Consider the following 18650-nt stretch of genomic DNA (forward strand, 5'->3'; position numbering starts at 1 on the left):
CAGTCATCTTCGGGGAGAGGAGCTCGCAAACCATGGGGATAGCAGATCTCATCAAATCCATTAAAAAAAATGATGCCGGAGAGAGTCCGGTACCGGGTCCGGATGGTTCTGTTGTGACAACGACACTGCAGGAAAAAACAGACCTCGGAAATGGCACGGGAGTACCGGGACCTGGTATACCGGAGCCGAAAAAGAACGCTGCAACCCACCACCATTTCTTCAACCTCCTGAAAGGGAAGGAAAAGAGCGCAATCGAAGAGTATGATTTTGAGCGCCATGGGAATCTCGTTGACGTCCGGATTCCCGACGGCTATGAACAGGTGGACCAGTACTGGGTCGAACAGGGATGTTCGCTCGTCGTCATCGGCCTGAACAAAAAGACCAACCAGAACGAGTATCTCCTCTTTGAACCATCCCTTTCGGATTTTGAATATGAGTTACTGGAACGCCTGTACGAGGACCTGCGGGACGTACTGATCCTCTCTTCTGAAGAGATCCGGAAGGACCGTAAACGCATCATCCTCGAAAAGATACATACCCTGATCGATGATTACGGGTTGCGCCTCGAACCCTCCTCGCTCTTCAAGATCCAGTATTTCCTGCTCCGGAACTATATCGGGTGGTCGCGTATCGACCCCCTCATGAAGGACCCCCAGCTGGAAGATATTTCCTGCGATGGGAACAGGATCCCCCTGTTCCTTTACCACCGGAGATACCGGAATATCAAGACAAATATTGCGTTCGAGTCCGAGGTCCTCAACTCCCTTGCGATCACGCTTGCCCAGCGGTCCGGTAAACATATCTCCACGGGTTCGCCGATGATCGATGCAACCCTCCCGGACGGGTCCCGCCTCCAGCTGACACTCGGCACGGAAGTGACGACCCGCGGGACCTCGTTCACCATCCGTAAATTCCGAGAAGAGCCATTCTCCCCGATCGAACTGATGGAGATCGGGACATTCAATGCCGATGCGCTGGTCTATTTCTGGCTGGCCATCGAGAACAATAAGAGCCTCCTCTTCATCGGGGGAACCGCATCGGGCAAGACCACCTCCCTCAACGCGGTCTCTCTCTTTATCCCCCCTGTCGCAAAGGTAGTCAGCATCGAAGATACGCGTGAGATCACGCTCTACCACGACAACTGGATTGCAAGTGTCACCCGCGAAGCACTGACCGAAGGCGGGAACGCGATCAACATGTTCGACCTGTTGAAAGCGGCCATGCGCCAGCGGCCCGAGTTCATCCTCGTGGGGGAAGTCCGCGGGCCGGAAGCCCAGACGCTCTTCCAGGCAATGAACACCGGCCACACCACGTTCTCCACGATGCACGGTGGCAGTGTCGATGCCGCAATTCACCGGCTGGAGAGCGAGCCATTGAATGTGCCCCGAAACATGATGCAGGCATTGAACATCATCAGTGTCCAGGGCCTGATCTATCACGGGACCGAACGTGTCCGTCGTGTTCAGGAGATCGTTGAGATCGCCGGTATCGATCCCTCAACCAGCAATCTTCGGGTGAACAACGTCTTCGTGTACGATCCAGTCCACGATGTGATTGGCTTTACCGGCAGGTCCCAGGTCTATATGGATATCACCGAGAAACGGGGCTGGTCGCGGGAGCAGTTCGAGACGGAAGTCAGCCTTCGCAAATCCATCCTCGATGCTATGAAGAAACAGGGTATTAAGGACTACATCTCCGTCGCATCCCTGTTCCACGCGTACCATATCGATGCGAAAAACGTTCTCTCCCATATCGAAGACCTCCGCAAGGTAATCTGATAATGGTCAGAAAATATGTTTACCAGTGGATTAAGCGGGACCCGGTCCGGTTCAGCAACCTGCATGCCGACATGATCTCTGCCCGGATCGGGATGACCCTCGAACAGTACATCTGGAGGTCCTTAAAAATTGCCCTCACGATTGCCCTCCTCTTTGCCGCTGTCGGGATTATTGCAAGTGCCTTTTTAACCCTGCCCGCCCTGAACGAAAAAGTGGGGATCACTAACGTCTTCAACCTGCAGATGCCGGTGCTCCTCAACACCCTCTACCCAGCGGAATACATCGGTGTGCTTATCATCGTGCTCTCGTTTTTGATTGGCATGTATCTCGGGTATACCCTGGTGCTGAAACTGCCCGGCATCGAGAAGAACAACCGCTCCATAAAGATCAACCTGACCCTCCACAATGCGGTGGCATACATGTATGCGATGCGGAAAGGGGGAGCCGAGCTGATGACAATCTTCCACTCCCTCTCGGACCGGGCGAATATCTACGGTGAAGTGGCCCTGGAATTCCGCCAGATCGTGAGGGATGCCGATTTCTTCGGGTATGATGTTGTCACGTCGATTCGTCACCTTTCCGAGACAACCCCCTCAGAAAAACTCAAGATCTTTTTGGAAGACCTCCTCTCGGTGATTGAAAGCGGCGGCGACATGGAGGAATTCCTCTCGACACGGGTCCGGCTGTACCAGGAGGAGGCCCGGTTCGAGCAGAAGCAGTTTTTGAATATCCTCTCCCTTGTGGCAGAATCATATGTCACCCTCTTTGTTGCCGGTCCGCTCTTCCTCATCATCATCATGGTGGTGATGGGGATGACGGGAGGGACGGCGGTCCTCCAGCTCTCTCTTATTACTTATGCGGTCATGCCAATCGGCTCGTTTATTTTCATCCTGTTCATCGATCTCCTCTCGATCAAGGCGGAAACAACCGAGCGCTATACGACGATTAAATGGCTCCATACCTATGCTGATGTCACGATCGTCCCAAAGAAGAACGAAGAACCCCTCTTCGAGCAGCTGAAAAAATATGACCGGATCCGGTCGCTGATTGAACATATACGTCACCCCCTTGACAGTTTCATCAGCGATGTCAATCGCACGTTATACATCACCGTCCCTGTTGCGGTCCTGTACATCGTATCCGTTTTCCTGAGGGTACCTCAGTACCGGGATTTCAATGTCTATCTCGGTGTCGTGGACGATCACATCATCATCGCCCTCCTCGTCATCCTCATACCCTATGCCATTTTTTACGAGATCTGGTCCCGGAAGGTCCTCGGAATTCAGGCCTTAGTCCCGGATTTCCTGGAGCGGATGTCGGGTATCAACCAGGTCGGGCTCACGATCGCACAGGCCATCGCGATTATGGTGAACACCAATCTCGGGCTGCTCAGCTACGAGATCCGGCGCATCAAGCGCGACATGGACTGGGGTGCAAACTTCACCGAGGCACTCATGCGGTTCGAGGAGCGGGTCAGCACGCCCACCATCGCCCGCACGGTGACGCTGATCACCAAGGCGAGCGAGATGAGCGGGCAGATCCACGAGGTGCTCTCGATTGCCTCCAGCGATGCCAAGATGAGCGAAGCCCTCAAGAGAGAGCGGATGTCGGAGATGTTCATCTATACCGCGATCGTGTACCTCTCGTTCTTCGTCTTCCTCTTCGTCGTCGCGGTACTGACTACGCAGTTCCTGCCGATCCTCGCGGACATCTCTGTTGAAGGCATGCCGGTTTCGGGGGCGCTCTCGGGAATCGGCTCCATCCCCATCACAACGTTCGGGCGGATCCTCTACCATGCATGCCTCATGCAGGCGCTCTTCTCGGGGCTCATTGCCGGGCAGATGGGAGAGTCATCCATTGCAGCCGGAGTAAAACATTCCTGTGTACTCCTGTTGATAGCTCTCGTGACGTTCAATTTCATCATCGTGTAGGAATCAGGACTGTGGTGGGCCGAGAGTAACAAAACCGGTTCAGATACCATTAAGTCTTCACGTGAAGATGTCGATAATGAGGTGACAGATAGATGTGTACTGTTGGTGGGGGTCCTACCGGGGACCTGGATTTCGATGAGCGGGTGAAGGGTAAGAAGTACCGCTGCAATGACTGCGGAGAGAAGTTCGAGAGTGTCAGCAAGAAACCCATCTGTGCCAGCTGCCAGTCCGATAACGTGACGGCACTCTGATATCATGATCGTGCCTTTACGGGATGAGTTCCTGCTCATCTCGGGCACCCGATCTTTTTTACTGGCAGTAAAGGCAAATGCCCTGTTTGCCCTCAGGATCGTAACCGCAGACAAGGAATACAGCCAGACCATCGAGCCAACGGATCTCATCGTAGTCTCGGCGCCCGAAGGCGGGGCTCTTGAGCCGGCGATCATGCTCGCCGAATTCGTCAGGATCTATCGCATGCCCCTGATCGTCCTCCCAAAAGAGCACCCCGGGTCGAAACGGTTCTCCTACCTGGTATCGGTCGGCCCGCGTATCACGACCAGCTGTACGATCCGGCGGGGGACCCACCCGGAGCAGCACCTGGTCTGCTCCAGCGACGAGCTGGCAGGGACGACCATAAAAGTCCATCCGGAGGGTGTGGAGGTCACCGGCCTGCCGGCAACTGCAACACACCGTTATGTAAAGTACCAGATGTTAACAGATCTTTCATAATCAGTTAACATTTTCGTCGTATAATCTTCGTATAGTATACTTCAATACGTGCCGGAAGAACCAAAATAACAATACATATATGGCATTTTTCACCTATTATTGTACTTGCCGTGAGAGGAGGGTTGGATGAAGACTGAGGTCCTAAAAGACATCAAAAAAGCTGAAGAAGAATACCAGTCTGCTATCAGCAAGGCCCAGGAAGAGAAAAAGCACAAACATTCCCAGGCCGAGCTCGAAGCAGACAATCTGGTTACCAAAGCGCAGAGCAATGCAGAACAGTATAAAAAGCTGAAACTGGAAGAAGCACGGCACCAGGCGGCACTTAAGCACGCTGAAATCATAAAAAGTGGCAATCAGCGAGCAGCAGCACTGAAATCGAAGGGGGAGCAGAACCTTTCGAAGGCAGTGCAGCTGCTGGTTTTGCGGTTTAAGGAGCAGCTGCATGTTAAAGCCTAAGCAGATGAGCCGGCTCCTCATCGCCGCTTCACGGGACCAGATGGGTCCGGTTGTAGCGGAGCTCTATCGCCACCACCTGTTCCATATCGAGGAATATGTTGAAGGCGGGGCAGAGGGCTATGAGGGTTTCAAGATTGGCTCACCCCTTTCAGGAGCAAGCGAAGCGTCTGTGGATCTGCTGAAGATCCGGGCGATCGAGAATGCCGTCTCCATCCATGGGGACGATATCAATTCTGCAAAAACCTGTTCGGGCTCCGAACTCAAGTCAAGGATTGAGCGCGAACTCCCTGTTCTTGAACAGGAAGTTGAGGAACTCACCCAGAAACGCTCGAAACTTGATAACAGGGTCAAGGAATTCGAACAAAAGATTACCGAGATCACACCGTTCGTCAGTATTCCGGCGGATCTCGAGATATACCGGGGATATGCGGGGTTCACCGTATTTGCCGGCTACGTGGCACAGGAAGTAACGCTTTCCGTTCCGAACGAAATGCACTTCTCCAAGAGTAAGGAGAAGAATTTCATTGTTGTCATTGCCCCGACCGGGCAGCGGAACGAGGTTGAGCGGGCCCTGCAGGAAGCTGCATACCAGTCCGTCCCAATCCCTGACGAATCCGGTGCCCCGCAGGCCCGTATCGACTATTATGCCGGGCAGATCACTGCCCTTACAAAAGAGATTGCAGAGACCAACGCGAAGCTGGATGCGGTTAAAGTACAGCACGCCGGGTTCCTGGTCGCCTGCGAAGAGTTCTTAAGAACTGAAGTGGAACAGACCGAGGCACCGCTCCGGTTTGCAACCACGAAGCAGACTTTTGTCGCCGAGGGCTGGGTACCTTCCGACAAGGTGGAAGCGGTCAGCGAATCGCTCGTGAAGGTGACCGGCGGCAAGGTGTTTGTCACGGTTCTGCCCACAGATATCGAGCACGACGCAGTGCCCGTTGAATATAACAACCCAAAATTTGCTCAGCCGGCACAGATGCTGATGGACATTTATTCAAGGCCCAAGTATACCGAGGTAGACCCAACACTGATGCTCGCCATCGTGTTCCCGATCTTCTTCGGTCTCATTGTCGGGGATGTCGGGTACGGCCTCGTCTTCCTTGCAATGTACTTCGGCCTGAGAACGATGCTGAAGGGTGAGGACGGGCAGCAGTTGCTGACCGTGTTCCGGAACGCCAGCATCTCCAGTATCATCTTCGGTTTGCTCTTTAACGAGTTCCTCGGGTTCAAGTTCTCCCAGATCACCGGGTGGATCCTTGGAGCCGGCGGGCTTGTGAACCCTATCGAACACTACGAGTCCCTCATGTTCAGCAGGCACCTGCTCATTGGTGCAACCGAAGCCGGCGGTCACGGGCCGGCGATTCCCGCACTGATGATCATGGCCATCTGGATTGGTGTCCTGCATATCTCGCTCGGGCGGGTACTCGGTATGTATAACCATGCAAAACAGGACCACGGTATCCACCGCACCAAGACCGTCGTAGCCAACTTCGGCTGGCTCGCCGTCATGTGGGGGATACTCATCGCTATCTGGTCCAATGTTGTAATGCCGTATATGCCCGATCTTACCGGGCTGCCGGTGGTTGCAGCAGGGTTTAACATTGGCACGTTCATCGGAGGGGCGCTCATCCTTGCCGGTGTCATCTGCATCGCATGGGATTCCGTCCTTGAAGTGATCGAGTTGCCCACGATCATCTCCCATGTCCTGTCCTATGCACGTCTCGTTGCCGTGGGGCTCTCGTCAGTCGCCATTGCAATGGTTGTGAATTATATGTCTATCGGGATGTTTATCGGCCCCGGTATGGCAGATCTCTCCCTTGTCGGTATTGTGATGATTGTCGTCGGACTGGTGATATTCCTGTTCGGCCATACCCTCAATATCGCACTGGGTCTTCTGGGTGGCGGGCTCCACTCGATTCGTTTGCACTATGTCGAATTCTTCACCAAGTTCTACAAGGGTGGAGGCATCAGGTACGTTCCATTCGGAATGAAACGCAGATTTACGGAGGAATAAATTATGGCAGCAGAAGTAGTAGCAATTGCAGCAACAGATCTCGCATCGATCCAGGCATCGCAGATGGGAATGAAGGCAATCGGCGCTGGCCTTGCCGTCGGTCTTACCGGCGTCGGAACCGGCGTCGCTGAGATGGGCATTGGTGCCGCAGCAGTTGGCGCCATCGCAGAGAACAAGGACTTCTTCGGTCTTGGTCTCCTCTTCACGGTTATCCCCGAAACAATCGTTATCTTCGGTCTCGTCGTTGGTCTCCTGCTCTTGTTCTAAAGGAGAGAACAATGGGACTGGAAGCAGTAGTCGAAGAGATCAGGGAAAAGGGCAGATCCGAAGCGGAAAAGATACATGCAGAGTCTAAGCAGAACGTGGACCAGATCATCGCGGCAGCCACCAGGCGTGCCGAGGAGATCAAGCTTGCGGCAGAAGAGGAGTTGACAAAACAGTCCGCTCACCTCGTGAGCCAGGACGTTTCCGCTGCTAATCTTCTGGTCAAGCGCGAGCTCTTAAACACGCAAAAGGCGCTCCTGGATCAAGTCTACGAGACAACCCGTAAGGATATCGCAGCCCTCCCTGAGAGCTTCCATCGTGAAGCGATCAAGAAACTCCTCGCTGAGGCAAAGAGGGAGATCCCGAAAGGTACGATCTTCTGCAATGCCCGGGACCAGGCAGCCGCCAAGGCGGTCATTGCCGAGAACCCGGAGTTTGCAGGGTTCAGGCTCGGGGAGCCTGTCAATATCGATGGCGGCCTCCTGATTGAAGGTGAAGGGGCAGAGTTGCAGATTGATTACAGCTACCGCACATTCTTAGCGAAGGTGTGGGAATCCGGGTTAAAGGATGCGTCGGATATCCTGTTCGGGTAAGGGGGCACGCGTATGGGTGTGAATATTTCAGCACCGTACATCTATGTGTGCACCAGGATGCGGGTGCGGAAGGCAAAACTCCTCCCCAAGGAGGAGTACATGCGGATGCTCAACATGAGCGTTTCAGAAATCACCCGTATCATCGGAGAAACCGAATATAAACAGGAGATCGACGAACTCGGGACGGCATTCGAAGGCATGGACTTACTGGAAGTCGCCCTGAGCTGGAACCTCGCGAAGGAATACCAGAAGATTCAGGAGATAGCGCCGGGGACGCTCAAAGCGTTTACCCAGGACTATCTGCGACGCTGGGACATCCAGAATATCCTGACCATCCTCCGGGGGAAGGTCCAGGGTGAGAAGACCGGCAAGATCAAGGAGATCCTGATCCCCGCCGGGAGCCTGGACAAGATTATGCTGGACCGGCTGCTTGCCGAGGACAGTAATGACCGGATTATCGAACTCTTAAAAGGCCACCGGATGTATGCCGTCCTTGCACGGGAATTCCCGGCAGCTAAAGAGTCCGGGTCCTTCTCCCATATGGAGAACGAGCTGTACAAGCAGTTCTATGCCGAGATCCTGGGCGATACAAAGGCCGGGATCAAGGGAGGGGCATCGTTCCTGTCCTACATCCAGCTGGAGATCGATATCAAGAACGTGAAGACCCTCTTCCGGCTCCGTGCAGATGCACAGGCTCCTGAGGGTGTACGGGAAATGTATATCTCCGGAGGGACGCTTTCGCCGACAGACTTCACAAGCCTGAATGCTATCCGCGATTCAAACGAGTTCATTGACCAGCTCAGGGCGAGCGTGAGAAATGAGTCCCTCCACACACTGCTCGACGAAATGAAAGGCCGGAAGGCCATGCATGATATCGAGATCCGGCTGACCCGCGTGCAGCTCGAGCAGATGGAGAAGATGAGCAAGCGAAACCCGTTCTCGATTCACCCGATCCTCGTCTACCTGGAGAAGAAAAAGTACGAGGTCTTCAACCTGCGGGCGCTTGCCCGCGGCAAGGAATCGAAACTGCCGTCTGATAAGATCGCGGAATACCTGGTGATGTGAATGGAGATCGCAGTAATCGGCAACAGTGAGTTCATTCTCGGGTTCCGTCTCGCAGGCATCCGCAAGACCTATGCGGCGGAGAACGATGAGAAACTGAACGAGCACATCACCACGGTGCTGCAGGACGGCGAGGTCGGTATCCTCGTCCTCAACAGCAGTGATATGGATAAGATCCCAAGGAGGCTCCGCGCCACGCTGGAGAATTCCGTAAAGCCGACCGTGATCGCGATCGGCGGCGAAGAAGAGGGCGGGCTCTCCATGCGGGAGAGAATCAAGAGATCGGTGGGTGTTGATCTGTGGAAGTAAAAGGAAAACAATCACAAGAAAAGAAACAAGGGGTCCTGAAAAGGATCGCCGGCCCTGTCGTTACGGCAGTCAACCTTGACGCCCACATGTACGATGTGGTGAAGGTCGGCAAAGAAGAGCTGATGGGAGAAGTCATCAAGATCGAGGGCGCAAACGTTATTATCCAGGTGTACGAGGATACTTCGGGTATCCGGCCGGGCGAACCGGTCTCCAACACCGGCCTCTCGCTTGCCGTTGAACTGGGTCCGGGCCTCCTGACCAGTATCTACGACGGTATCCAGCGCCCGCTCTCGGTGCTCGTCGACAAGATGGGCAACTTCATCGAGCGCGGTGTCTCGGCACCGGGGCTCTCCCATGAAAAGAAGTGGACGTTCAAGCCTGTCGTCAAGACCGGTCAGAAGATCGAGCCGGGCGCTATCCTTGGTGAGGTTCAGGAAACCAACATCGTCCATAAGGTCATGCTTCCCCCCAATGCAAAGCCGGGGACGGTCAAGACCATCAAGAGCGGGGACTTCACCGTTGACGAGATCATCTGCGTTCTCGAAGACGGCCGCGAGTACCCGATGATCCAGCGCTGGCCGGTCCGTGTGCCCCGTCCCGTAAAAGAGAAGCTGAACCCGACGATCCCCCTGATCACCGGTCAGCGGATCCTTGACGGGCTCTTCCCGATTGCAAAGGGCGGCACTGCCGCAATTCCCGGCCCGTTCGGGAGCGGCAAGACCGTTACCCAACAGCAGCTGGCCAAGTGGTCGGATGCCGAGATCGTGGTCTACATCGGCTGCGGAGAACGCGGCAACGAGATGACGGAAGTTCTTACCGAATTCCCGCACCTTGAAGACCCGAAAAGCGGAAAGCCCCTCATGGAGCGGACGGTGCTCATTGCAAACACCTCCAACATGCCGGTGGCTGCCCGTGAAGCATCCGTGTACACCGGTATTACCATCGCGGAGTACTTCCGTGACATGGGCTATGATGTCTCCCTGATGGCTGACTCGACCTCCCGATGGGCAGAAGCCATGCGTGAGATCTCCAGTCGTCTTGAAGAGATGCCCGGTGAAGAAGGGTATCCCGCATACCTTGCAGCCCGGCTCTCGGAGTTCTACGAGCGTGCAGGTCTTGTCACCGCCCTCAACGGCGCCGGTGGTTCCGTCTCGGTTATCGGGGCAGTTTCCCCGCCTGGCGGAGACTTCTCGGAGCCGGTCACCCAGAACACCCTGCGTATCGTCAAGGTCTTCTGGGCACTGGATGCAAAACTCTCCCAGCGCCGGCATTTCCCGGCCATCAACTGGCTCAACTCCTACTCGCTGTATCTCGAGACCCTCCAGGACTACTATGACAAAGAAGTCTCACCCGAGTGGAACAAGATCCGGTCGTGGGCCATGGAAGTCCTCCAGAAGGAAGCAGAACTGCAGGAGATCGTGCAGCTCGTCGGTTCCGACGCCCTGCCCGAGTCAGAACAGGTGACCATCGAAGTCGCCCGTATGATCCGTGAGATCTTTCTCCAGCAGAACGCGTACGATGCGGTCGACACATTCTGTGACATGACCAAGCAGTACGATATGATGAAATCGATCAAGCTCTTCGCAGACCTTGCCTACGCGGCCCAGCTCGCTGGTGTCAGCCCGGCCCAGATCAACACGGTCCAGTCAAAGAACGAGCTGCCCCAGATCAAGTTCATCAAGGACTACAAGCCCGAACTGGCGAAGATCGAGAAGCAGATGGACACTGAGTTCAACACCCTGAGGTCGGCAGCATGAAGGAATACAGGACGATTAGTAAGATTGCCGGTCCTCTCGTTTTCGTCGAGAAGACCGAACCCGTTGCCTACGGGGAACTCGTGAACATAGTCCTTTACGATGGAACGATCAAGCGCGGTCAGGTCCTCGACACGAGCGATGAACTCGTCGTTGTCCAGATCTTTGAGACTACGACCGGTATCGGCAGGGACAGTGGCGTCCGGTTCACCGGCGAGACCATCAAGATGCCGGTCGGCAAGGACATGCTCGGCCGTATCCTGTCCGGTGGCGGTAAGCCAATCGACGGTGGTCCTGAGATTATTCCGGAGAAGCGCCTCGACATCACTGGTGCGGCTATCAACCCGTACGCCCGTGGCATGCCGGCGGATTTCATCCAGACCGGTATCTCGACCATCGACGGTACAAACACTCTTGTCCGTGGCCAGAAGCTCCCGATCTTCTCGGGTGCAGGACTTCCGCATAACAATGTTGCGCTCCAGATTGCCCGTCAGGCAAAGGTTCCCGGCTCGACCGAGAGTTTCGCCGTGGTCTTTGCTGCCATGGGTATCACCAAGGAAGAAGCGAACTACTTCATGGCCGACTTCGAGCGCACGGGGGCCCTCGAACACGCTGTCGTTTTCCTCAACCTTGCGGATGACCCGGCAGTTGAGCGTATCATCACCCCGCGTCTCGCCCTGACCACCGCTGAATACCTTGCCTTCGAGCTCGGTATGCACGTGCTGGTTATCTTAACGGATATGACCAACTATTGTGAAGCACTCCGTCAGATCGGTGCGGCCCGTGAAGAAGTGCCCGGCCGCCGTGGCTACCCGGGTTACATGTACACGGATCTCGCCTGTATCTACGAGCGTGCCGGCATGATCAAGGGTCAGAAGGGTTCTGTTACCCAAATCCCGATCCTGACCATGCCCGGTGACGATATCACCCACCCGATCCCTGACCTGACCGGTTATATTACCGAAGGCCAGATCGTGGTCAACCGTGACCTTCACCGCAAGGGTATCTACCCGCCCATCAACGTGCTGCCCTCGCTGTCACGGTTGATGAACCTCGGTATCGGACCGGGGAAGACCCGTGAGGACCACAAGAAGGTCTCCGACCAGATGTACGCAGGGTACGCAGAAGGCAACGACCTCCGCGGCCTCGTGGCCATTGTCGGGAAGGACGCCCTCTCCGAACGCGACCGCCTGCTCTTAGAGTTCGCCGATCTCTTCGAGAACCGCTTCGTGCGGCAGGGCTACGATGAGGACCGCACCATCGAGGATACCTTAACCATCGGCTGGGAACTCCTCTCGACGCTGCCGGTTGAGCAGCTGACCCGTATCGACCGCGACCTCATCAACAAGTACCACCCGAAGCTCAAGTCCGGTGCAAAGAAGGAGTAAATCCATGGCGCTGCGCGATATCAAGCCAACCCGTTCGGAACTGATCAACCTGAAGAGGAAGATCCAGCTCTCCGAGCGCGGCTACAAGATCCTCAAGATGAAGCGCGATGGACTGATCCTTGAATTTTTCAAGGTACTCGCAGATGCAAAGGACTGTAAGGGAGACCTTCTCCAGAAGCATGCCCGCGCTGTCGAGATGATGGCACTCGCGAACACCGTTGAAGGAGCGATCGGGGTGAAATCCGCGGCGTTTTCCGTCAAGGAAGTGCCGCAGATCGCCTTAAAGAGCAAGAACATCATGGGCGTTGTCGTGCCCCAGATCGAGTCCTCGAAAGTCCGCAAGACTCTCGCTGACCGCGGCTACGGTGTCCTTGGGACGTCGACCGTCATTGACGAGACCGCATCGGCATTCGAGGAGCTCGTGGAAGCGATCATCACAAGTGCCGAGATTGAGACCACGATGAAGCGCCTGCTCGACGAGATCGAGAAGACCAAGCGCCGTGTCAATGCGCTGGAATTCAAGGTGATCCCCGAGCTTACCGCAGCACGGGACTTCATCAAGATGCGCCTTGACGAGATGGAACGCGAAGAGCTCTTCCGGATGAAGAAGATCAAATCCCGGAATACCGCATAATTTTTTTAAAGGGGCGTACCGATGCCGATTGGAACGATAAAGGACCTGGGAGCTGAGGGAAAAACCGTTCTCCTCCGGCTCGACCTCAACTCCCCTATCGATCCCACATCCAGCCTTATTCTCGATGACAAGCGGTTCCGGGAACACCTCCCGACCATCCGTGCCCTTGAAAAAAGCCGGGTCGCGATCATTACCCACCAGAGCAGGCCCGGGAAGAAAGACTTCACCACCCTTGAGTCCCATGCAGACAAACTCGAACAGCTGCTGGGCAGACCTGTTACCTACGTAGACAGCATCTTCGGGCGCCATGCCCGGGAAGCGGTGAACGGGATGAAGGTTGGCGATGTGGTGATGCTCGAGAACGTCCGGTTCAATGCAGAGGAGAACCTCACCCTCAAACCGGAAGAAGCGAAAAAGACCCATCTTATCCGGAAGCTCTCGTCCCTGGGGGACGTGTTCGTCAACGATGCCTTTGGTACTGCCCACCGTTCGCAGCCCACGATCGTCGGCCTGCCCCTTGCCATGCGATCGGCAGGGGGGCTCCTCATGGAGAAGGAAGTCTCCACCCTGTCACGCGTCTTCTCCGGCGCTCCCCGCCCTGTCTGCATGGTGCTCGGCGGCACGAAGGTGGACGACTCCATCAACGTTGCCCGGCACGTGCTGGACACCGGTATCGCGGACCAGGTGATCGTGATCGGCGTGGTCGCAAATGTCTTCCTGATCGCGGCTGGCTATAATATCGGTAAACCCTCCACGCAGCTGATTGCCCAGCTCAAGTACCAGCCGGAGATCGAGAAGGCAAAGGAGATCCTCTCCCGCCACCGTGACCGTGTCGTGATGCCGGAGTCCGTGGCCGTCCGGCAGGACAACCGCCGCGTTGAATACGATATCGGGAAGATCCCCGATGACGCCCCGGTACTCGACCTCGGGATGGATGCCATCGCCTCGCTTGTCCAGGACATCAAGAAAGCCGGGACCGTGGTCTTCAACGGCCCGGCCGGTGTCTTCGAGGATGCCGATTTTGCCACCGGCACCTTCGAACTCCTCCGGGCTGCAGCGAATGTCGAGTTCTCTGTTATTGGTGGTGGACATACTGCTGCCGTGATCGAGAAACTGGGGATCGAACAGGACTTCACCCACATCTCGACCGGCGGCGGGGCCTGCATCGAGTTTTTGACCGGCAAGAAACTGCCAGCGGTTGATGCTCTCGAGCAGTCAAAAAAGATTTTTGGATAATATTATTAGTCTTTTTTCGATATCGTGTCCAGCATGATACCGGTGAGGAAGTTACTCTGTCGTTTTCGTGATACGATGGCCGGTTGTTCGTATCCCTGCTGGGAAATGGTGACAATCTCGTCCTGTGTGCCGATCTGAAGTACCGGTTTCTCGATCCGGTTCTGTCTGCTCCGCATGGTGGAAAGGACTGCAAATGAGAATCCGAGCGCTGTGAACATGAACAGGCAGCCTGCAAAGAGCGTGGTGATGCCGAGGATGAGGCCGAACCGGGTCTCCTGGATAACCGCCCAGATACCGATGATAAACAGCACCCAGAAGATGAGGACTGCAATCTTTGTGGACTCGATGGGGCTGGCGAGGCTGCGTTCGCGTTTTGATTCATCGCCTATGGGGAACCGGTCGATCATCTTTCCGAGGGCAAGGAGTGCGATACTGCAGCCAATGGCAAAGACACCGACAATCGGCAGGAGTAATAGAAGTATTTCGTTTATGATGCTCACCTCACGATAATCTCCCTTTAACTGCCGCGCTATAAAAAGGATTCTATAAGGATGCTTTAAGGAATATACTTGGGAAAAAAGTATTCCTTACGGATTATTGCGGGCGATTAACAGCCTATTTATAGTATTTTACCCTACTTTTTAGGGAATGGCTGAAAAAGCACCGGCGAGCCGCGGGGAGCGTGTTGCGATCTCTTACAAAATGCCCCCCAATATCTACGAGAAGGTCAATAAGCTCGTGTACGAGGAAAAGAAGTTCTCCACGGTCTCGGACTGTATCACGCAAGCTTTATTATCCTTCGTCGATAATCACCACGATATGGGACAGTTCAAGGAGCTGTTCAAGGACTACATGTCATCTGATGAGGGCCGGGAACTCATGAAAAATATGATGAAAGAAGTCCTGCTGGATGTGTTATCCCACCAGAAAATCGATACAAAAGATGCCAAGGGTAATTCATAGGTAACATTTCTCCCACTTCTTCCCGCCCCCCCCTGTAGCCTGCGTTATTGAAAAGCAACTGACTTTTACTGGTACACTATGCAGATCCGTATTATTGCGGTTGGCAGGATCAAGGAGAAGTTCCTGCAGGAGGGCATTGCCGAGTACGAAAAGCGTCTCCGTCCCTATGCGAAGGTCCAGGTAATCGAAGTGCCCGAGGAGAAACGGCCGGCATCGGCATCCCCTTCCGTGGAACGGGTCGCGATGCAGAAGGAAGGGGAACGGATCCTTGCCGTGATCCCCGAAGGCTCGTTCGTTGTCGCACTTGCTATCCAGGGGGAAGACTGGTCGAGCACGGCCCTTGCCGAAGCAATCTCCCACTGGGAGATGGCGGGCCGGAACCAGGTTGCATTTATTATCGGAGGGGATCTCGGCCTCTCTCCTGCGGTCCTTGCCCGGAGCAGCCTGCGGCTCTCCTTATCCCGCATGACCTTCACGCACCCGATGGCCCGGCTCCTGCTCATCGAGCAGATCTACCGGGCGTTCCGTATCCTCCGGGGCGAACCTTACCATAAATGACCTGCCACCCGGGTACTTAGGGAAAATACCGATATGTTTTTCTTATACAAGTGCTGAATTCGTCACAGGGAGGTCATATGGTCATCGAGATACTCTCATACAAAACCAGCATCCTCAACCCGCTGTTGAAGCTCCTCATCTTCATCCTGTTCGCTATCGGTACCTGGTACTATTACCGGGCCTGGACGAAATTCGGGGGGAATCTGAAGACAATAGCCGGGGCTCTCATGTGCGGGGGCATTGCAGGATGCATCGGTGCCGGCGCCCGTTTTGCCGGAGATTTCCTTGTACAGTTCAAATGGCTCGAGAGCACCGGTGCCATCATCTTTGCCCTGGTCAGTGTCTATATTGCCTGGTCAGTCTATACGAACCTGTCAGAGATTGCAGAAGCCTTCGGGCTGGAAGGGGGGAAATAAATGGTCGATCTCCTTGATTACAACACCAGCCCCCTCGTGCTTATCCTGAAAATTATCGTCCCGCTCATCTTCTTCGTAGTGCTGGGTTTTTATGTTTTTACCCGCAGGTATTATTCGGAGAAGATGCGGATCGTCATCGATTCCCTGATCCTGTTCGCCGCCTTTGCCCTCATCGCCGGTGGTCTCCGGATTTTTGCCGACGGGACGGAGTTCGGATTCACGAAAGAGTACTCCCTCCGGTGGCTCCAGTCCCTCGGATACGTTGCAGCTTCCGGCTGCTTTATCCTTGCCGGTTACCGGCTCCTGCACCTGTTCGAGGTGGAGAAACCATGACGGAATACTCAGACCGGATCATGGGTGTCCTCGAACCGAAGATCGGGCGGGCCCTGGCACAGTCCGTGCTCAGGATAAAATGCAAGAAGCTCGGGATCACACCCGAAAATATCACTGCAGATACGGTCCCCGTCCTTGCTGATGACCTGTATGAGCCCCTCAGGATCTTTGCCGGGGAGGATTTTGCAAAATCCTTAACACTGCAGATCAAGGCGATCACTGCCTGACAATACGAATGGTCGGGATTAAAGGAATGTATCAGGTCCGCGGCAGTCCACCGGCTATCCGGTCTTCCCGGAACCGATAACTGCCCTTTGGGATGCTCAGTTCGAAACGTGCACCCTTTCCCGGAGTACCCGTCTCTCTGATACTGATACCGGTAATTGCCAGGATCTCCTGAGCAAGGAAGAGACCAAGGCCGGTGTTCTTGCCGTACCCCCGTTCGAAGATCCTCTCTTTCTCATCGGCTGGTATCCCCACCCCGTCATCGTCCCAGATGCAGGTGAGTCCGGCCTCCGACTCGCGGTATGAGACCCGGATCTCATGCACCGTCCCGCCATGCCGGATTGAGTTATCGAGAAGGTTGAAAAATACCCTCTCCAGCATGGGGTCTGCATATACCTCAATACCATTGAGATCGGTATGGAACCGGATGGTATCCGGCACCGCCATGCCGCCGGAGAGGATCCGGGATATACTCTGCCAGCGGGATTCGTGGCTCCCGAGGTCCTGGTAGATCCGGCTGAACTCGATCTGGGTCTGGATGGCTTTGCTTGCGGTCCCGATCTTATCGAGAAACCCTGTGATCTCCCGGGGTACATCCCTGCGACGGATTATGGCAAGGTTGCTTTCGATAACCGAGATCTTGTTCAGGATATCATGGCGGGTGATGCTCGAGAGGAGGTTGAGTTTCTTGTTGGCCGTACGTAACGCCTCGTCTGCCATCACGCGGGAGGTAATATCGAGTGCGGTAAGGGTTGCCCCTGCCACAGGATCATCCGGATTGAGCAGCGTCGAACTCTGGACAACGGTAATGACCGTCCCGTCCTTTTTTCGCCAGCGGGTCTCTGCCATCCCCGCTTCCCTGTCACGGGCACTTTCACGGTTTCCTCCCTCTTCCGGGACATGCTCATCAGCGTTTGCCCGGATGGTACGGACGTTCATGCCGGTCAGTTCGTCCCGGGAGTACCCGGTCATTTCGCAGAACCGGTCGTTCACTTCGGAGAGAATCTGGTCTTTGATCACCCCGATCGCGGTGGGCGTGCTGCGGAGAATGCTGTTCAGCCGCTCCTGGTTGTCCCGGAGTGTCCGCTCCTGGCCTCCCAGTTGCTCGTACTGCTGGCGGAGTTCCTCCTCTGTTGCAGCCAGTTCCTCGTATGCGGTTTTCAGGCGGATCTCCGCTTTTTTACGCTCCGTGATGTCGGTCCCCATCGCGATGGTCGCTACCGGGGTGATCCCGTCCGCTGCGTAAATGTTTGCCGAATTCCAGATCACCGTCCGGATGCCCCCGTGGACCGTCCGTATGGGGATCTCAACCGCCTCCCATTTCTCTCCGAACAGTGCGCGGCAGATCAGGTCATTGGAGTCTGCCCGGGTATCCTCGGGAAAGAGGATGTCGAAGTCGTGACCAACAATATTTGTCTCGGAAAAGCCGGTCAGCTTCTCAAATGCCTGGTTGAACCGGGTGATCTTCGAGTTGACATCCCAGGTAACGATCGGGTTGGCGGCAAACGTGATGAGGTTCGTTAAGTAGGTGTTCGTTTCACGGAGCTGCTCATCGGCCTTCCGTTTCCCGACCACCGAGTTGATCACGTGTGCCAGCTCGATGAAGAGCGTTTCGGGTTCGCCGCCTTTCTGGAGGTAGAAATCGGCACCGTTGTTGATGGCCTGGATCACGACTTCCTCTCTCCCGCGCCCGGTAAACAGGATGAAGGGGATGGTGTTGCCTTCTGACCGGAGTGTCTTTAAGATGCTGATGCCGTCAATCCCCGGCATCTGGTAGTCGCAGACAACCGCATCGTACCTGGTCCTCTCCAGCATCTCCTGCCCGAGGCGGGGTGACGGGGCCACATCCACCGTGAACTCCCCGGTCTCCTCAAGGAATGCTTTACCGATCTCGAGAAGATCGGGCTCATCATCGATATAGAGGACGTGGAGCATTACACTGAGTACATGCGCGAAGTGTTAATACAGTTACGTTTGCTGAAGAATCCTGTATCTCCGGCATCCCGC

The 18650-nt window shown here is 55.2% G+C and carries 21 protein-coding genes; 19 read left to right on the forward strand and 2 right to left on the reverse strand.

What is annotated here, in order from left to right; genetic code table 11:
• The first annotated feature begins 32 nt into the window (after positions 1-32).
• The 14 genes from M0R30_RS11780 to M0R30_RS11845 all read left to right on the forward strand — a co-directional run bounded on the left by M0R30_RS11780 (position 33) and on the right by M0R30_RS11845 (position 14148).
• Positions 33-1778, forward strand: coding sequence for a type II/IV secretion system ATPase subunit (locus M0R30_RS11780; protein WP_292547118.1), 1746 nt, complete (start codon positions 33-35; stop codon positions 1776-1778).
• Positions 1779-1780: 2 nt separating this feature from the next.
• Positions 1781-3709, forward strand: coding sequence for a type II secretion system F family protein (locus M0R30_RS11785; RefSeq protein ID WP_292547121.1), 1929 nt, complete (start codon positions 1781-1783; stop codon positions 3707-3709).
• Positions 3710-3801: 92 nt separating this feature from the next.
• A complete protein-coding gene (locus M0R30_RS11790) occupies positions 3802-3960 on the forward strand; it encodes a hypothetical protein (protein WP_292547123.1) in 159 nt (52 codons plus the stop codon).
• Positions 3961-3964: 4 nt separating this feature from the next.
• The gene (locus M0R30_RS11795; protein ID WP_292547125.1) at positions 3965-4438 is read left to right on the forward strand and encodes an alpha/beta hydrolase; all 474 of its coding nucleotides are present in this window, start codon (positions 3965-3967) and stop codon (positions 4436-4438) included.
• Positions 4439-4564: 126 nt separating this feature from the next.
• Positions 4565-4894 carry an ATPase gene (locus tag M0R30_RS11800; protein WP_292547127.1) on the forward strand — a complete coding sequence of 110 codons (330 nt, stop codon included), beginning with the start codon at positions 4565-4567 and terminating at the stop codon, positions 4892-4894.
• Entirely contained in the window at positions 4881-6908 is a 2028-nt protein-coding gene (locus tag M0R30_RS11805; RefSeq protein WP_292547129.1) for a V-type ATP synthase subunit I, read from the forward strand. The genes M0R30_RS11800 and M0R30_RS11805 overlap by 14 nt, the downstream gene beginning before the upstream one ends.
• A gap of 3 nt (positions 6909-6911) precedes the next feature.
• On the forward strand, positions 6912-7175 hold the full coding sequence (locus M0R30_RS11810; RefSeq protein ID WP_292547131.1) for an ATPase: 264 nt from the start codon (positions 6912-6914) through the stop codon (positions 7173-7175).
• 11 nt (positions 7176-7186) lie between these two features.
• On the forward strand, positions 7187-7765 hold the full coding sequence (locus M0R30_RS11815) for a V-type ATP synthase subunit E family protein (protein WP_292547133.1): 579 nt from the start codon (positions 7187-7189) through the stop codon (positions 7763-7765).
• A 12-nt stretch (positions 7766-7777) separates the two neighbouring features.
• Positions 7778-8830: a V-type ATP synthase subunit C gene (locus M0R30_RS11820; protein WP_292547135.1), complete on the forward strand. Its 1053-nt coding sequence runs from the start codon at positions 7778-7780 to the stop codon at positions 8828-8830.
• Positions 8831-9136, forward strand: coding sequence for a V-type ATP synthase subunit F (locus tag M0R30_RS11825; RefSeq protein ID WP_292547138.1), 306 nt, complete (start codon positions 8831-8833; stop codon positions 9134-9136).
• Positions 9127-10893 carry a V-type ATP synthase subunit A gene (locus M0R30_RS11830; RefSeq protein ID WP_292547140.1) on the forward strand — a complete coding sequence of 589 codons (1767 nt, stop codon included), beginning with the start codon at positions 9127-9129 and terminating at the stop codon, positions 10891-10893. The genes M0R30_RS11825 and M0R30_RS11830 overlap by 10 nt, the downstream gene beginning before the upstream one ends.
• Positions 10890-12278, forward strand: coding sequence for a V-type ATP synthase subunit B (locus tag M0R30_RS11835; protein ID WP_292547142.1), 1389 nt, complete (start codon positions 10890-10892; stop codon positions 12276-12278). Before M0R30_RS11830 ends, M0R30_RS11835 begins: the two co-directional genes overlap by 4 nt.
• A gap of 4 nt (positions 12279-12282) precedes the next feature.
• Positions 12283-12912, forward strand: a complete 630-nt coding sequence (locus M0R30_RS11840) for a V-type ATP synthase subunit D (protein ID WP_292547144.1) — start codon at positions 12283-12285, stop codon at positions 12910-12912.
• Positions 12913-12933: 21 nt separating this feature from the next.
• Positions 12934-14148 carry a phosphoglycerate kinase gene (locus M0R30_RS11845; protein WP_292547146.1) on the forward strand — a complete coding sequence of 405 codons (1215 nt, stop codon included), beginning with the start codon at positions 12934-12936 and terminating at the stop codon, positions 14146-14148.
• A gap of 5 nt (positions 14149-14153) precedes the next feature.
• Here M0R30_RS11845 and M0R30_RS11850 read toward each other — a convergent pair whose 3' ends face one another.
• Entirely contained in the window at positions 14154-14648 is a 495-nt protein-coding gene (locus tag M0R30_RS11850) for a hypothetical protein (RefSeq protein WP_292547148.1), read from the reverse strand.
• A 148-nt stretch (positions 14649-14796) separates the two neighbouring features.
• Here M0R30_RS11850 and M0R30_RS11855 point away from each other — a divergent pair, with 148 nt between their 5' ends.
• The 5 genes from M0R30_RS11855 (at position 14797) to M0R30_RS11875 (ending at position 16645) form a co-directional block, all read left to right on the forward strand.
• On the forward strand, positions 14797-15111 hold the full coding sequence (locus M0R30_RS11855; RefSeq protein WP_292547150.1) for a hypothetical protein: 315 nt from the start codon (positions 14797-14799) through the stop codon (positions 15109-15111).
• 78 nt (positions 15112-15189) lie between these two features.
• Entirely contained in the window at positions 15190-15669 is a 480-nt protein-coding gene (rlmH, locus tag M0R30_RS11860) for a 23S rRNA (pseudouridine(1915)-N(3))-methyltransferase RlmH (RefSeq protein ID WP_292547152.1), read from the forward strand.
• A gap of 77 nt (positions 15670-15746) precedes the next feature.
• Positions 15747-16085 carry a hypothetical protein gene (locus M0R30_RS11865; RefSeq protein ID WP_292547154.1) on the forward strand — a complete coding sequence of 113 codons (339 nt, stop codon included), beginning with the start codon at positions 15747-15749 and terminating at the stop codon, positions 16083-16085.
• Positions 16086-16418 carry a hypothetical protein gene (locus M0R30_RS11870; RefSeq protein ID WP_292547156.1) on the forward strand — a complete coding sequence of 111 codons (333 nt, stop codon included), beginning with the start codon at positions 16086-16088 and terminating at the stop codon, positions 16416-16418.
• Complete coding sequence (locus tag M0R30_RS11875) at positions 16415-16645, forward strand: hypothetical protein (RefSeq protein ID WP_292547158.1); 231 nt, start codon at positions 16415-16417, stop codon at positions 16643-16645. The genes M0R30_RS11870 and M0R30_RS11875 overlap by 4 nt, the downstream gene beginning before the upstream one ends.
• Before the next feature lie 31 nt (positions 16646-16676).
• Here the strand turns inward: M0R30_RS11875 and M0R30_RS11880 are convergent, their stop codons facing one another.
• Entirely contained in the window at positions 16677-18578 is a 1902-nt protein-coding gene (locus tag M0R30_RS11880; protein ID WP_292547160.1) for a PAS domain S-box protein, read from the reverse strand.
• Positions 18579-18650 lie beyond the last annotated feature (72 nt).

Source organism: Methanoregula sp. (assembly GCF_023227875.1).
Taxonomy (GTDB): domain Archaea; phylum Halobacteriota; class Methanomicrobia; order Methanomicrobiales; family Methanospirillaceae; genus Methanoregula.